The sequence below is a fragment of the Mycobacterium sp. genome, assembly GCF_049585075.1.
In the GTDB taxonomy this organism is placed as follows: domain Bacteria; phylum Actinomycetota; class Actinomycetes; order Mycobacteriales; family Mycobacteriaceae; genus Mycobacterium.
This window is the reverse complement of record NZ_JBAUZA010000406.1, coordinates 1-14,140: the sequence shown is the minus strand read 5'-3', so window position 1 is coordinate 14,140 and position 14,140 is coordinate 1. Positions and strand designations below refer to the sequence as shown.

Here is a 14,140-nt window from a genome sequence, read left to right as displayed (position 1 = left end):
GTCGATGGGGTTACGGCAATTTGGCCGTGTGCGACGGGGACAAGTACCCTGACGGGTCGTTTTGGCATCAGTGGATGAAAACGTGGATGGCCGGCCCTCAGTTTTATTACGACTGCGTCGGAGGCGACGAACCCATGCCTGGCCCGCCACCGCCTGGTGGCTGCGGCGGTGCGATTCCGCCCGACCAGCCGCCCCCGCCCGCAACCTGACCTCGGCGGGCGTCAGCACCGCTGCGTCGCGTGACACGCCGGGGCATATGCCCAGACCGCCAACACAGCTGTCAACAGTTTCTTCATCGCAGCACTCCTTCAGCTGCGGAAGCACACGGGAAGCCGGCGGCGCTGTCCGCCCAGTGCCGAACCACCGGGATCAGCGATGGTCTGTAGGCGACCACTGCGGCGGCGATGATCACGCCCATGTCGTGCTGAGAATTTCGCTCCTCGCCCGTGCTGACTATCGAGCCCACACTGGCGTCGTCCTGCGAGGAGACGCTCAGTTGGTCCACGAGGTCGTGAGCGTAAGAGATCGTCGCCTCAGGATTGGGGTAGGACACCCCGTTCTGGTCGAGCAACTGCAGATAGGTCACGTCGGCTTTGGTGTCGGGAGCCGCTGACACCAGTGCCGAAGCACCGGCCATCACGCCCAGTACCGCCATCAACAGCACTACCGCCGATTTCAGAACCTTCATCATCAGGCCTGGTGGTCACCCGGTCGATTAGGGGCGTTGGGCGTTGACCCAGGGATCACTCGGGGTCTGGCCGACGTAGGGCTCCCACTGGTAATTGCTATCGCAGATGATGGCCTGGCCGTCAGGGGCGACGTCCTGCCTGCCGATGTCAGCGCCGATGCACTGTTCGCCGACCACGTGATCGGCCTTGGGTTCTGCGATGGCTACACCGTTTGTCATGGCGGCGATGGTTCCAGCAAAGGTGAGTGCGGCCAGGGCTCCCGCTACGTGTTTCATGGCTAGAAGTATCCACCGCTCGTCGACGCCACGCTCGAAAAATTGGCATCCTGACCTGCGGGCAAACTCGGCATCGCTTATCGGAAATTCATTCTCAGCGGCTTCTCAGCGGTCTGTTCATACGCTGGCGATCCATGCTTAGAACAAATTTGCTCTCGTCTACCTGTCACACCGGCTGCGGGCTCGATTAGATGACGCAGCAAATGGTTTGGGCGCTCCCTCAGGATGGGCCCAACGACTGTCACACTCTAACTATGAGCGGATCTGGTCCGGCTCAATCGCTACGACCCAGCGAACTGGCGCAGGCATCGGTGATGGGTGCTCTGTGCGCGGCGATCGCGATCATTGCGGTCGTCCTCCCGCACGCGGGCGGGCTGGGTCTGCTGGGCGCCGTGCCGATGGGGCTGCTGGCCTACCGGTATCGGCTCCGCGTTCTAATCGCCGCGGCCATCGCCGCTTCGGTGATCGGCTTCCTGGTCGTCGGCCTCAGCGGCTTTGGTGCGGTCGCGCTTTGCACCTACGTCGGCGGGCTGGCCGGTATCGTGAAACGCCGCCGCCACGGCGCACCGATCGTGACGGCGGCGTCCTTCGGCGCGGGTGTTGTCGTCGGCGCCGCGGTGGTCATCGGGTTGACGGTTCTGGCGCAGCTTCGGCAGCTGATGTTCCATGCGATCACCGCCGCCGTGGACGGAGCCGCGACAGTCCTGGCCCGGGTGCCGCACGGGCAGCCGCTCGCCCATGAGCTCAAGCGCATCTTCGCCGGCGCATTGGATCACTGGCAGTTGCTCGTTCTCGGAATCGCCATCGTCGCGATCATGGGCGCTTCGCTGATCGGCTGGTGGGCGCTCTCGCGGGTGTTGGAGCGGCTGGGCGGCATTCCAGACGTACACAAGCTCGACGCGCCGGCCAGCACCGGGCCGATCCAGCCGGTGCCGGTGCGCATGGACGAGGTGCGCCTGCGCTATCCGGACACCGACCACGACGCGCTGCGCGCGGTCAGCCTCGACGTGCAGCCAGCCGAGCACGTGGCGGTCACCGGTGCCAACGGCTCGGGCAAAACCACGCTGATGCTGATCCTGGCCGGCCGCGAACCGACATCGGGCACGGTCGAACGCCTTGGTGCGGTGGGTCTCGGTCAACTGGGCGGCACCGCCGTCATCATGCAGCATCCGGAAAGCCAGGTACTGGGAACGCGGGTCGCCGACGACGTGGTCTGGGGACTGCCTCCTGGCAAGACCACCGATGTCGACCGGCTACTCAGTGAAGTCGGGCTGGTCGGTCTTGCCGAACGCGACACCGGCGGCCTGTCGGGCGGTGAGCTTCAACGCCTGGCTGTGGCCGCGGCGTTGGCCCGGGAGCCGGCACTGCTCATCGCCGACGAAGTCACCAGCATGGTCGACCAGCAGGGCCGAGACGCATTGCTGGCCGTGCTGTCCGGCCTGACCGACCGTCACCAAACCGCCCTGGTGCACATCACCCATTACAACAACGAGGCTGATTACGCCGACCGCACAATCGATCTCAGCGACTCGCTGGACAACACCGCCATGGTCGAAACCACACCCGCCCCCGGACCGACCGTCGCGCAGGGCCACCAATCTCACGCGCCGGTGCTCGAACTCGCTGGCGTCGGGCACGAATACGGCAGCGGCACCCCCTGGGCACAGACCGCGCTTCGCGATATCAGTTTCGTGGTGCATGAGGGCGACGGGCTTCTGATCCACGGTGGCAACGGTTCTGGTAAGTCGACGCTCGCTTGGGTGATGGCCGGGTTGATGACGCCGACCACGGGCACTTGTCTGCTTGACGGGCGCCCCGCTTCCGAGCTGGTCGGCGCGGTCGCGCTGCAGTTCCAGGCTGCCCGGCTGCAGCTGATGCGCCGCCGTGTTGACCTGGAAATAGCGTCGGCGGGCGGCTTTTCGCCGCACGATCACGCCCGGGTGACCGAAGCGTTGGCCGCCGTCGGCCTGGATGCAGCGCTGGCCAAGCGGCCCATCGACCAGCTCAGCGGCGGCCAGATGCGGCGAGTGGTCCTGGCCGGATTGCTGGCGCGGTCTCCGCGTGTATTGATCCTCGACGAGCCGTTGGCGGGCCTGGACGCGGCCAGCCAGCGCGGTCTTGTGCGGCTGCTCGCAGACCGGCGCCGCGACACCGGGCTCACCGTCGTGGTCATCTCGCATGATTTCGCCGGGCTAGAAGAGCTGTGTCCGCGCACCCTGCATCTGCGCGATGGTCTGCTGGAGCCGGTGCCGGTCGCGGCCCAGGAGAATGAATTAGCGGCCCAGGACAATAAGCCGCCGGCGAAGCACCCAGCCCGCCGCCAGCGTCGGCCCGTTGTCCTGCTGCGCCCGGTGCCCGGGCGCTCCGCCATCCACGACCTATGGGCCGGAACCAAACTGCTTGTCGCAATGGGCATTTCGATACTGCTGACCTTGTATCCGGGGTGGGTGGCGATCGGGCTGGGGGCCGCGTTGGTGCTGGCGGGAGCGTGGATCGCTCATATTCCCCGAGGGGTGCTGCCGTCGCCGCCGCGCTGGCTGTGGATCCTGCTGACCATCGTCGGTATCACCGCGGCGTTGGCCGGTGGCAGTCCGCAGGTCCACCTGGGGGCGGTCACGCTCGGTCTCGGCGGTCTGTTGGAATTCCTGCGATTCACCGCGCTGTCGGTCGTATTGCTGGGGATGGGCGCGCTGGTGTCGTGGACGACCAACGTCGCCGAAATCGCGCCCGCGGTAGCCACTTTGGGTCGCCGACTGCGACCACTGCGCATCCCGGTCGACGACTGGTCGGTCGCGTTGGCGCTCGCACTGCGCACCTTCCCGATGCTGATCGACGAATTTCGAGTGCTCTACGCCGCTCGTCGGTTACGGCCCAAAGAGAAACCGCCCACCCTCGGGGCCCGTGCCAGGCAGGTAGCGGCAGATGTGATCGACTTGGTCGTCGCGGTCATCACCGTCACACTGCGACGGGCCGACGAGATGGGCGATGCGATCACCGCCCGCGGCGGCACCGGTCAGATCTCGGCGGCCCCGTCGCAGCCGAAACGGGCTGACTGGGTGGCACTTTCGATCGTGTCAGCAGTATGTGCTTGCGCCCTGGCGGCCGCACTGCTCTAGCGGCCGCCGCCTCTTAGAACCGCACTAGTGCAGGCACGTCTGCGAGCGTGCAGTTGGGGATTCGCTCGGCCGCGCGGAGCAGAAAGTTGAGCTTCTCGATGCGCTCGCCCGACCGCGGCGCGCCGTTTTTCTGAAACGGTGCCCCTAGCCCGACCGCCAGGTCCATCACGACGTCGTCGATGACGCCACCCGACCGACCCGACGGGATCGCCAGAATTTCGTTCTGCGCGGCGAATTCGAAGCAGTCGAGCGCTTCGGCGATGGTCCCGATCTGGTTGGGCTTGAGGATGAAGCCGTCAACGGCCGACGTCGTGACGGCCCGCTCCAGGCGGCTTCGGTTGGTGACGATCAGATCGTCGCCGAGGATGATTGAGCGGTCGATGGCCTGCACCGCTTTGCTGAAGCCGTCCCAGTCATCGCCGTCGAGCAGATCCTCGATGAACACCATCGGGAAGTCCTCCGACAATGTCCGCGCGTAGTCGATCAGAGCCTCGGCAGTCACCCGCTCGCCGTTGAATGCGTAGGTCTGCGTGCTCTTGTCGTATACCTCGCTAGAGGCACAGTCGATGGCAAACGCCATGATGTCGGCACAGTCGGCCTGTTCGACGGCCTCGGCCAGCAAGTCCATCACGACGCGCGGGTCGCTGGATGGAGCGACGTACCCGTATGACGATGCGATCAGTGGGGCGCGGCCAAGCCGCCGGGTGAGCACCTCGCCCAGCACGCCGAACAGGCTGACGCCCTTTTCGACCGCCGACTCGATGGAGTCGGCGCGATACGGCACGACGAGGAACTCGCTGAACGTTTGGACGATATCGCCGTAGCGACCACCGTTGATCATGTTGAAGCTCGGCACGGGCACGGTGGTCGGCGTTGGTAGTCCCAGCAGTCCACCGAGATAGGTGTAGGTGGGAAGGCCCGCCGCCGCGGACGCCGCGCGCAGCAGCGCGATGGAGGTGGAGTAGATGGCGTTTCCGCCAAGCCGGTGTTTGTCTGGTGTGCCGTCGAGTTCGATCATGACCCGATCCAGCGACCGGGGGTCGTCGAGTTCGGCCCCCACAAGAATCGGAGCGATTTCGTCGGTTACGGCCGAGACCGCGCGGTGCACGCTCAGCCCGTGGTATTCGGACGGGTCTCCATCACGCAGTACGAATGCCTCGTGCGCGCCGACCGACGTGCCGGTCGGTGACGCGCCACGGCCGACATGGCCTGTGTCAGTGGTGATTTCAACCTCAACCAATGGACGTGCCTTGCAGTCCAGCAGTTGGCGGGCGATTACGGATGCGATCTTCATCGACGAACTCCCACAACAAGCGATTGCCAGCTTACGAGGGGGCCGCTGAGAAGCCGCTGAGAAAGTGTTTGTCTCAGAAGACTGCGATGCAGACCGCGACGAACTGGCATATCGCTGCGACCGCAGTACACGCGTGAAAAATCTCGTGATAGCCAAATGTCGCCGGCCACGGGTCTGGCCAGCGCACTGCGTAAAACACCGCACCGACGCTGTAAAGTGCGCCGCCGACCGCGAGAAGCACCCCCGCGGCCACACCAGCGTTGTGCAGGATCGCACCCGCGTACCAAACCGCTACCCAACCCAGCAGCAGATAGAGCGCCACGCCCAGCCAGCGCGGCGCGTCGGGCCAGAACAACGTCAACGCGATTCCGGCCAGCGCCCCGCCCCACACAATCGCTAGCACCACCTGCCCAGTGGAACGTGGCATGTCCAGCAGGGCGAACGGCGTATAGGTGCCAGCGATGAGGACAAAGATCATCGAGTGGTCCAGCCGTCTCATCCAGCTCCTGGCGGAAACGGAACCCCAATCGACCCGGTGATAGGTCGCGCTAACGGCAAACATCGTCACGATCGCCAGCGTGTAGGCCAACGTCGCATGACCCGCTTGCTTCGACTCCACCGCCCACGACACCGCTACCAATACTGGACCGGCGATGAGGGCCGCGAAGGCGCAATAAAGATGGATCCATCCGCGCAACCGTGGCTTGCGAAGGACACTGACGTCGGACTCGGTCAAACGCCCGATGTCGTCGACGTCATCGGTCGGTACGTCTGCGATGGACCGGCCGGCCGCGTCGATACGGTAGGTCACCATTTTTCCCCCTTGCTCGCGATCCGGATTGCCGTTAAGTGTCTCTGCACCAGGCAATCTGGGTTATCGACGTGTCGCTCCGTAACGCGTTATGGAACCAACCCGTTATGGAACTGTTTCGCAATGCTGTGAACTGGGCTTTCATCCATGGCAGCGCCAGGGTATGAGGGGGTCGTTGAGAAGTCGCTGAGAACGGCATCGAGCCTGTGTGACCTGCGCGGACGGGAGCGATCTTCGTTGTTCCCAGCTGGCTCTCAGCCCTGCAGAATCAGACTATGTGGGTGTTTACCGGGGCGCCGCGGCGACGTAAGCTCGCGCATCTGATGCGCTTGCCCAGTTTGGGTATCGCCGCTCGCGCAGCGGCGATCACAGCGGTGGTGGTCCTGGTCGCACTTACCTTCGCCGGAGCGGTCTTTGACCTGATCTTGTATCGGTCGTTGTTGGTGGGCGTCGACGACGCCAGCGCGGGCAGAGTTCGCACCATAGTTGACGCCCTGCATTCGGAATCGCCCGACAATCTCGACAGCACGCTTCTTTCCACCAATCAGCATGTGGTCGCGATCCAATTGATAGGCCCTGATGGCAACGTGGTGAAGCGGTCCGGGACTGCGCCTGCAACACCTCTAATACCCGTCACGGAGTTCACCTTGAACTTACGTCGCGGCATGTCAGACGATGCGGTGCCCAACGAGGACATGCGGGTGAGCGGTCAGCGGGTCAACACTTCATCCGGTGAGTACACAGTGCTCGTCGGCGGAGGTAGCGAGGCGGTCGAGGAGACTGCGCGGATCGCCGCGCTGCTGTTGGCAGCGGGCGCGCCGATCATCATCGCGGTGGCCGCAGCTGCCAGTTACCGGCTTGTTCGCCGGTCACTGCGATCGGTGGACGCTATCCGCAGCAGGGTGGCTGAAATCTCAACCTCCGACTTGGCCGAGCGGGTACCCGTGTCCACCAGTCGTGACGAAATTTCAGCCCTGGCAGTCACCATGAACGAAATGCTGGCGCGCCTCGAAGCCGGCCACCAAACGCAGCAGCGCTTCATCAGCGACGCCTCTCACGAACTGCGCAGCCCGCTGGCCACCATCATCTCCGGTTTGGAAGTCGCCGAGGCGCATCCAGAACTGCTCGATGCGGAACTGGCTGCCGACACCCTGCTTCCCGAGGCGCACCGTATGCGGGTGCTGATCGAGGATCTGCTTTTGCTGGCCCGCGCCGATGAACAAAGCCTGGTGCTGCGCAAAGAGCAGGTGGCGGTCGACGAACTCGCCGAAGTGGAGGCTGCTCGTTTGCGACGCGACGGCTGCACGATCCACACCGAAATCTCTGCGGCGCGTTTGATCGGCGACCGGGTGGCGATCTCGCGGGTCATTCGCAATCTCGTCGATAACGCTGTCCGCCATGCGAAATCGCGTGTCGACATCGGGGTTGGCAGCCGAGACGGCAACGTCATACTCACCGTCAGTGATGACGGGCCAGGCATTGCCGCAGCCGACCGAGCCCGGGTCTTCGAACGGTTCGTGCGCCTAGACTCAGACCGCGCGCGCAGCGGCGGAGGAACCGGTCTGGGCTTGGCGATCGTCGCCGAGGTCGTGGCCGCGCACGGTGGCACGGTCAATATTGACGACCGCTACGGCGGCGGAACCACCATAATCGTCACGTTGCCTCAACAAACCAACCGGTAGCCGACGCCTCGGATTGTCTCAATGGTGTTGGTACCGAAGGGAGCGTCGATCTTGCGGCGCACATATCCCACATAGACCTCAACAACGTTGTCAGGGCCCTCGTAGTGCGCATCCCACACATTGCGCAATATCTCGGCTTTCGTCACCACCATGTCTTTGTTGCGCATCAGAAACTCGAGCAGCCCATATTCGCGGGGGGTCAGAGTGATTGGGGTCGAACCGCGTTGGACCGTGTGTCGCGCAGGATCCAGTGACAACGAACCAGCGGTCAATACCACAGGTCGCTCTGGCGCGCCCCGACGCACCAACGCGTGCAGGCGCGCTACGAGCACCCTGAACGAAAACGGTTTCGTCAGATAGTCATCCGCACCGAGATCGAACGCATCGGTCTGGTCATACTCGCCGTCCTTTGCAGTCAGCATGAGCACCGGCGTCCACACGTCCTGCGTCCGCATTCGACGCAGGACCTCGTATCCACTCAGGCCCGGGAGCATGATGTCCAGAACCACAACGTCGAAGCTGTTCTCGGTCGCCTCGCGCAGGCCCTCGACGCCCGTGTCTACCGCGACGACGACGAAGCCCTCGGCCCTCAACCCCTTTGACAGCGTCGCCGACAATCGCTGTTCGTCCTCGACCAGCAGGACCCTCATATCGGTACGCTACGTCGAGCGGCTGGCTGCGCGAAAGAGTGCGGCGAGTCAGACGGGCCCGCAAGCGGCGGCAATGACATTATTCGGCAGAAAGGCCAGTAGTGACTAGCGTAACGAATCCGATTCCTCCACAAGACCTTTCAGGACTCGTGGGGCATCGCTTTATCTATACGTACGCTAACGGCTGGCAATACGAAATGTATGTCAAAAACCCCAGCACAATCGACTACCGTATCCACTCAGGACATGTAGGCGGCCGCTGGGTCAAGGGTCAGCAGGTCGACCTGGTCCAACTCGACGAAGGCAGCTTCAAAGTGTCCTGGACCGAACCCACCGGCACCTGTGTGGCCGTCAACATCCTGCCGGCCAAACGCCTCATCCACGGGGTGATCTTCTTTCCTCAGTGGATCCGCATCCATGGTGAGCACACCGTTTGCTTTCAAAACGAGCACCTCGATCAGATGCGGGCCTACCGTGACCAGGGGCCCACCTACCCCATCTACGAAGTCCCTGAGTTTGCCCACATCACGCTGTTCGAATACGTCGGTACCGACGATGAGTCGATTATCGACAAAGCTCCGGAAGACCTTCCGCCAGGCTGGTCCAACCGGACTGCCTAGCGGGGTGTCACGCGGCGGCTAGTCGTGCGTCGGTGATGCCGAAGGTGCCGTCGGTGTTGAACGTGGCGCGGGTAGCGGCGATATCAGGCGGCGCGCGCGGTCCAGGTGAAGCTGTGCATGTCAGGAATCTGCGGCACCAGCGCGGCCGCGACACTGCGACCGATTTGATCAGCCGCAGCGAGGGGAGTGGTGGGTTCTAAGAAACCTTCCACTTCGACACGTAGGGTCCGGCCCGTCCAGCGGGCCCGAGCATGCGCATGCTGCACGCCGGACACCGCCGTGGCAATGGTTTCCGCGGTCGTGACGATCTCCGGGTCGACACCGTCGAGCAGCCGGTGGGCGATATCAGCGGACACCTCCCAGCCGACGTGGCAGATGAATCCGGTAACCACCAGGCCCGCGATCGCATCGGCCCACGCCCAGCCGAGTGCGACACCGATCAGCCCAAGCATTGCCCCGGCCGAGGACAACGCGTCGAGCCAGGAATGCTTGGCGTCGGCCACCATGGTCGCGGAGCGGATCCGTCGGCCCACCGCCAATTTGTAACGGGCCACAAGTTGATTGCCTGCGATGCCCACCGCCGCCGCGGCGATGCCCCAGCCGACGTGCGCGGTGCCGCCGTGCCGAAGCAGCTTGTCGACGCTTTCAAACCCGGCGACCACGGCACTACCCCAAATCACCAGTGCCACACCGATTCCAGCGAGATCTTCGGCGCGTTCGTAGCCGTAGGGATACCGCTCGGTGGGTAGGCGGCGCGATGCCCGGAATCCAACGAACACCAGAACACTGGTGGAGACATCCGACAAGTTGTGCAATGCATCGCCCAGCAACGCCACCGACCCCGATACCAGCGCGATGGCCAATTCAACGAGCCCGGTCAGTGCCAGGCCTACGGCGCTGACTGCGACCGCGCGGTTGGCTTGCCGACGTTCGCCTGCATCGTCGATGGCAGTGTCGAGCGGAAAACTTGTTGCCGGGTCACGGACGCCGTTGATCAGGTGCATACCGGTAAGGATGCCCGTCGCAGGCGAAATCGCAAGGACCCCGTCGGCCAAGGCGCAGCTCAGTCCTCCAGTGCGCGGCCCACAATCAACGGATCCGGCTCGCCCACAACCTCGTGGTCCTTATCGTCGTAGTCGCACTTGGCGAGAAGGTGGCGCATGGCGTTGATTCGAGCACGCTTCTTATCGTTGCTTTTGACGACAATCCACGGTGCGACGTCGGTATCTGTCGTGGCGAACATCGCCTCCTTCGCCGCGGTGTAGTCGTCCCACTTATTAATGGACTCCATGTCCATCGGCGAAAATTTCCACTGCCGCACCGGGTCGACTACCCGGATGGCGAATCGAGTGCGCTGCTCGGCAGGTGATACCGAAAACCAGAACTTGGTCAGCTCGATCCCATTGCTGGCCAGCATCTGCTCGAAAAGCGGTGCCTGCTCCATGAATTCGTCGTATTGGTCGGAAGTGCAGAATCCCATCACTTTCTCGACGCCGGCGCGGTTGTACCATGACCGGTCGAATAAAACCATCTCGCCGGCGGCCGGTAGGTGGCTGATGTAGCGCTGGAAATACCACTGCGTCTGTTCGCGATCATTCGGCTTCTCCAGCGCCACCACTCGTGCGCTGCGTGGGTTGAGGTGCTCCATGAATCGCTGAATGGTGCCGCCCTTGCCGGCGGCGTCGCGGCCCTCGAACACGATTACGTGCCGCGCACCACTGCGTTTGCCGTGGTTTTGCAGCTTCAGCAGCTCAATTTGCAGACGCCGCTTCAACTGCTCGTATTCGTCGTGCGGCAGTCGGTGGTCGTAGGGGTATCGCTCGCGCCACGTGTCGATGTGATTGCCATCCCGGTCGAGCAGAACCGGATCGTCGTCATCTCGATCATCGACGGTGTATCCATGTTCGGGTGTCGACAGGGTTTCCAAATTGATTTCGGGCATGACCTGACGCTATAGCAGGACGGCGACTCTCAAGTGTCGAAATCAGTGCTGGCGGTGAGCTGTTCCCATTTCGCGATTTCCTGCGCGCGTCCGTCCGCGACGTAGCGATATGCGGCCAGGGCGTCGGCTCCCAGGAGGAGGAATGCCGGCGGCTCAGCCGACTCGACGGCGGAGATGATCGCGGCGCCGGCCTTAGCCGGGTCGCCGGGCTGATTGCCGTGCATCGTGTCGTGCTCTTTGCGACGTTGCCCGGCCGTCGCGGCGTAGTCGTCGATCACCGTGGCCGACTGGGCGAGCGAGCGTCCGGCGAAATCGGTGCGGAATGCGCCGGGCTCGACGACGGTGACCGAGATACCCAGGGGCGCGAGCTCGCCACGCAGGGCTCCACTGAGGCCTTCGATCGCGGCTTTGGCCGCGGAATAATAGCCCGATCCGACCGGAGTCAGCTGTGCGCCGATCGAGGAGATGTTGACGATGGCGCCGCTGCGGCGAGCGCGCATGCCCGGCAGAACGGCCCTGATCATCGCGACGGTGCCGAAGAAGTGCGTCTCGAACAGTTCGCGGACGTCGGCGTCGTCGCCTTCTTCCACCGCGGCGCGGTAGCCGTAGCCGGCGTTGTTGACCAGCACGTCGACACCTGCGAATCGCTCCTCGGCCTGCGCGACGGCGGAGGCGACCTGGTCAGGCTTGGTGACATCCAGGGCGATGGCCAGTGCACGCTCGGGCGCCGAGTCGGCCAGATCGGCGACCTTCGTGACCTCGCGCGCGGTGACGACAGCGTTGTGGCCGCGGCCGATGACAGTTTCGGCAAGGGCTCGGCCGAGCCCGGTCGAGCAGCCGGTGATTAGCCAGGTGGACATCAAGAATGTCTACTTCGGCTCACGCCGCGAGGTCAACTCTTGCGCTTGACCTAAATACTGGTTGAGGTCTTAACGTCAACGCCGTGAACCAACCAACGGTCACCTGGCCCGAAGAATTGGCGTCGATCGGTGCGATCCGATTCGCTCGCCGCTCCGCACAATTCGAGCCAACCGTCCAGTTCTACCGCGACCTCGTCGGACTGCCGCTCTATGCGACGTTCGGGGATAGCTATGGCAGCACCGGCGCGATATTCGGTCTACCTGGATCAGCATTGACCTTCGAAATCGTCAAGGCCGACGAACCTGTCGCGGTCGATGCTCATGAACAACTCTGCCTGTACTTCCCCGATGCGACGGCGCAACAGCAAGCGACAGCGCGGCTTTCGCGGGCGCGCATACAACCTGTCGAGTCCCATCCATATTGGGCGGCGGTCGGAGCGGTTACCTACCGGGACCCGGATGGCCGCGAAATCGTATTCGCGCCGTTCATCTTTGGGCTGAACGAGCCCGCCGAAAGCGATGCCTCGGGCGAGCACTGGACCGCGTCGTAGAAAGCGGAAGACCACCGGGGATCGCGTCGTCCGGTGGCCGTCCTCTGTGCTGGCTTGTGTGCGGCTTACTTCCTGAAGGCGTCCTTCACGTGCTCGCCTGCGTCCTTCAGGCTGGACTTCGCCTGGTCAAGCTTTCCTTCGGCCCTGGTGTCGTCATCTCCGGTGGCCCTACCGAGGGCCTCTTTGGCCTTGCCGGCGACGTCGTCGATCTTGTTGCTGACCTTCTCGTGGGCTCCCATGCGTTCCAGCTCCCTTTTCAATCTGGTCGATGCTGCTTCGCGTCGGGGTAAATACCCGGCCCGCGGGCCGGTCAAACCACATGTGGGAGATTGACACGATGCGGGTCGCGATCCTCGACGACTACCAGAATGTTGCGCTGACCATGGCCGACTGGTCGGAGGTGGCGGCGCGCGCCAACATCACCGTCTTCACCGATCACCTCGCCGACCAGGACGCCGTGGTGCAGCGACTGGCGCCGTTCGACGTGGTGTGTGTGATGCGTGAGCGCACGCCGCTGCCGCGTGCCGTCATCGAATGCCTGCCGCGGCTGAAGATGATCGCCTCAACCGGGCCGTTCAACGCCTCCATCGACATCGCGGCCGCCAAGGAACGCGACATCTACGTCAGCACGACCGGCGGCTATGTGGAGTCGACTGTCGAACTGACCTGGGCACTGATCCTTGCCACCGCTCGCCGGATCGTCGACGAAACCCTCTCGGTGCGCGCTGGTGGTTGGCAGACGGCGGTGGGTGGTCAACTGGGCGGGGCGGTGTTGGGTGTGCTGGGCCTCGGGCGGATCGGCAGCCGGGTTGCGCGGGTCGGGGCGGCGTTCGGGATGGACGTCATCGCCTGGAGCACGAACCTGAACGCAGAGACCGCAGAACAAGCCGGGGCAACCTACGTTTCACGCGACGAATTGTTCCGTCGGGCCGACGTGTTGACCATCCATCTGGTGCTGAGCGAACGCAGCCGGGGTCTGGTGGGCGCCGCCGAATTGGCATTGATGAAACCGACGGCGTTGCTAGTCAACACATCCCGCGGCCCGATCGTCGACGAGCAAGCTCTCATCGACGCGTTGCGCTCGGGCCGCCTCGCCGGGGCCGGGCTCGACGTCTTCGACACCGAGCCACTGCCGATCGGGCACCCGCTGCGCTCGCTGGACACCGTAGTCGCTACCCCGCACATCGGTTACGTCGCCGACCGCGTCTACCGCACGTTCTACGGAGAGGCCGCCGCCAAGATCGCCCGCTGGCTGGGGGAGGCCGATAGCGGTTGACTTGGTCGCGCGACGCCGGGACCACCACGACTCGACCGGACGGATTGCCAGCACCACGATCAATGCCAGCGCCCAGCCCAACAGGATGTCGACGACAAAGTGCTCGGCGGAGTAAACCAGCACGAAGGCCATCGCCACCGGGTAAGCCACCAGCAGCGGACGCCACCTCGCCTTTACCAGCCGCCAGAGAAAGACCGAGGTCATCGCTGTCACTGCGGCATGAAGTGAGGGAATCGCGGCGACCAGATTCACGCTGGCCTGCCCCGAGTTGACCAGAGCTCCGGCCGATTGCAAGTGCAACGTTCCCCAACCACGAGTCGATATCCGCTCGACGAAGAGGTTGGCACCGGGCTGGCTGGTGTGCATGGCGCCCA

At 64.0% G+C, this 14,140-nt stretch carries 14 protein-coding genes and 2 pseudogenes; 6 read left to right on the top strand and 10 right to left on the bottom strand.

The features are described 5' to 3' along the window. A pseudogene (locus tag WB785_RS19340) lies at positions 1-209 on the top strand (hypothetical protein); the annotation flags it as partial. Between the two features lie 83 nt (positions 210-292). Here the strand turns inward: WB785_RS19340 and WB785_RS19335 are convergent. Further along, positions 293-691: a DUF732 domain-containing protein gene (locus WB785_RS19335; protein WP_424080907.1), complete on the bottom strand. Its 399-nt coding sequence runs from the start codon at positions 689-691 to the stop codon at positions 293-295. A gap of 24 nt (positions 692-715) precedes the next feature. Beyond that, complete coding sequence (locus WB785_RS19330) at positions 716-964, bottom strand: hypothetical protein (RefSeq protein WP_424080906.1); 249 nt, start codon at positions 962-964, stop codon at positions 716-718. 254 nt (positions 965-1,218) lie between these two features. Here WB785_RS19330 and WB785_RS19325 point away from each other — a divergent pair, with 254 nt between their 5' ends. Beyond that, positions 1,219-4,080 (top strand): ATP-binding cassette domain-containing protein, encoded by a 2,862-nt coding sequence (locus WB785_RS19325; RefSeq protein ID WP_424080905.1) that lies wholly within the window; start codon positions 1,219-1,221, stop codon positions 4,078-4,080. Between the two features lie 13 nt (positions 4,081-4,093). On the opposite strand, the gene eno is transcribed toward WB785_RS19325, so the two are convergent. Next, complete coding sequence (gene eno / locus WB785_RS19320) at positions 4,094-5,374, bottom strand: phosphopyruvate hydratase (RefSeq protein ID WP_424080904.1); 1,281 nt, start codon at positions 5,372-5,374, stop codon at positions 4,094-4,096. A gap of 73 nt (positions 5,375-5,447) precedes the next feature. Continuing rightward, positions 5,448-6,188, bottom strand: a complete 741-nt coding sequence (trhA, locus tag WB785_RS19315; RefSeq protein WP_424080903.1) for a PAQR family membrane homeostasis protein TrhA — start codon at positions 6,186-6,188, stop codon at positions 5,448-5,450. 278 nt (positions 6,189-6,466) lie between these two features. Between trhA and WB785_RS19310 the strand changes: the two genes are divergently transcribed. Continuing rightward, the gene (locus WB785_RS19310; protein WP_424080909.1) at positions 6,467-7,867 is read left to right on the top strand and encodes an ATP-binding protein; all 1,401 of its coding nucleotides are present in this window, start codon (positions 6,467-6,469) and stop codon (positions 7,865-7,867) included. On the opposite strand, the gene WB785_RS19305 is transcribed toward WB785_RS19310, so the two are convergent. Further along, positions 7,849-8,517 (bottom strand): response regulator transcription factor, encoded by a 669-nt coding sequence (locus tag WB785_RS19305; RefSeq protein WP_424080902.1) that lies wholly within the window; start codon positions 8,515-8,517, stop codon positions 7,849-7,851. The genes WB785_RS19310 and WB785_RS19305 overlap by 19 nt on opposite strands. A gap of 101 nt (positions 8,518-8,618) precedes the next feature. Here WB785_RS19305 and WB785_RS19300 point away from each other — a divergent pair, with 101 nt between their 5' ends. Then, entirely contained in the window at positions 8,619-9,137 is a 519-nt protein-coding gene (locus WB785_RS19300; protein WP_424080901.1) for a phenolic acid decarboxylase, read from the top strand. An 83-nt stretch (positions 9,138-9,220) separates the two neighbouring features. On the opposite strand, the gene WB785_RS19295 is transcribed toward WB785_RS19300, so the two are convergent. Genes WB785_RS19295 through WB785_RS19285 form a run of 3 tightly spaced genes read right to left on the bottom strand, consistent with a single transcriptional unit; the run spans position 9,221 to position 11,939 of the window. Next, positions 9,221-10,141: a cation diffusion facilitator family transporter gene (locus WB785_RS19295; protein WP_424080900.1), complete on the bottom strand. Its 921-nt coding sequence runs from the start codon at positions 10,139-10,141 to the stop codon at positions 9,221-9,223. 59 nt (positions 10,142-10,200) lie between these two features. After that, positions 10,201-11,079, bottom strand: a complete 879-nt coding sequence (gene ppk2 / locus WB785_RS19290; protein WP_424080899.1) for a polyphosphate kinase 2 — start codon at positions 11,077-11,079, stop codon at positions 10,201-10,203. Positions 11,080-11,108: 29 nt separating this feature from the next. Then, positions 11,109-11,939: an oxidoreductase gene (locus WB785_RS19285; RefSeq protein ID WP_424080898.1), complete on the bottom strand. Its 831-nt coding sequence runs from the start codon at positions 11,937-11,939 to the stop codon at positions 11,109-11,111. An 83-nt stretch (positions 11,940-12,022) separates the two neighbouring features. On the opposite strand from WB785_RS19285, the gene WB785_RS19280 reads away from it, so the two are divergent. Beyond that, positions 12,023-12,490, top strand: coding sequence for a VOC family protein (locus WB785_RS19280; RefSeq protein WP_424080897.1), 468 nt, complete (start codon positions 12,023-12,025; stop codon positions 12,488-12,490). Positions 12,491-12,555: 65 nt separating this feature from the next. Here the strand turns inward: WB785_RS19280 and WB785_RS19275 are convergent, their stop codons facing one another. Next, on the bottom strand, positions 12,556-12,729 hold the full coding sequence (locus WB785_RS19275) for a CsbD family protein (RefSeq protein WP_424080896.1): 174 nt from the start codon (positions 12,727-12,729) through the stop codon (positions 12,556-12,558). Positions 12,730-12,827: 98 nt separating this feature from the next. On the opposite strand from WB785_RS19275, the gene WB785_RS19270 reads away from it, so the two are divergent. Beyond that, the gene (locus tag WB785_RS19270; RefSeq protein WP_424080908.1) at positions 12,828-13,766 is read left to right on the top strand and encodes a D-2-hydroxyacid dehydrogenase family protein; all 939 of its coding nucleotides are present in this window, start codon (positions 12,828-12,830) and stop codon (positions 13,764-13,766) included. A gap of 45 nt (positions 13,767-13,811) precedes the next feature. On the opposite strand, the pseudogene WB785_RS19265 reads toward WB785_RS19270, so the two are convergent. Then, positions 13,812-14,132: pseudogene (locus WB785_RS19265) on the bottom strand (phosphatase PAP2 family protein); the annotation flags it as partial. Positions 14,133-14,140 lie beyond the last annotated feature (8 nt).

Coding starts and splice junctions, on each gene's coding strand:
- WB785_RS19335 (WP_424080907.1), bottom strand. CDS start 691: ATGATGAAGGTTCTGAAATCGGCGGTAGTGCTGTTGATGGCGGTACTG.
- WB785_RS19330 (WP_424080906.1), bottom strand. CDS start 964: ATGAAACACGTAGCGGGAGCCCTGGCCGCACTCACCTTTGCTGGAACC.
- WB785_RS19325 (WP_424080905.1), top strand. CDS start 1,219: ATGAGCGGATCTGGTCCGGCTCAATCGCTACGACCCAGCGAACTGGCG.
- eno (WP_424080904.1), bottom strand. CDS start 5,374: ATGAAGATCGCATCCGTAATCGCCCGCCAACTGCTGGACTGCAAGGCA.
- trhA (WP_424080903.1), bottom strand. CDS start 6,188: ATGGTGACCTACCGTATCGACGCGGCCGGCCGGTCCATCGCAGACGTA.
- WB785_RS19305 (WP_424080902.1), bottom strand. CDS start 8,517: ATGAGGGTCCTGCTGGTCGAGGACGAACAGCGATTGTCGGCGACGCTG.
- WB785_RS19295 (WP_424080900.1), bottom strand. CDS start 10,141: ATGCACCTGATCAACGGCGTCCGTGACCCGGCAACAAGTTTTCCGCTC.
- ppk2 (WP_424080899.1), bottom strand. CDS start 11,079: ATGCCCGAAATCAATTTGGAAACCCTGTCGACACCCGAACATGGATAC.
- WB785_RS19285 (WP_424080898.1), bottom strand. CDS start 11,939: ATGTCCACCTGGCTAATCACCGGCTGCTCGACCGGGCTCGGCCGAGCC.
- WB785_RS19275 (WP_424080896.1), bottom strand. CDS start 12,729: ATGGGAGCCCACGAGAAGGTCAGCAACAAGATCGACGACGTCGCCGGC.
- WB785_RS19270 (WP_424080908.1), top strand. CDS start 12,828: ATGCGGGTCGCGATCCTCGACGACTACCAGAATGTTGCGCTGACCATG.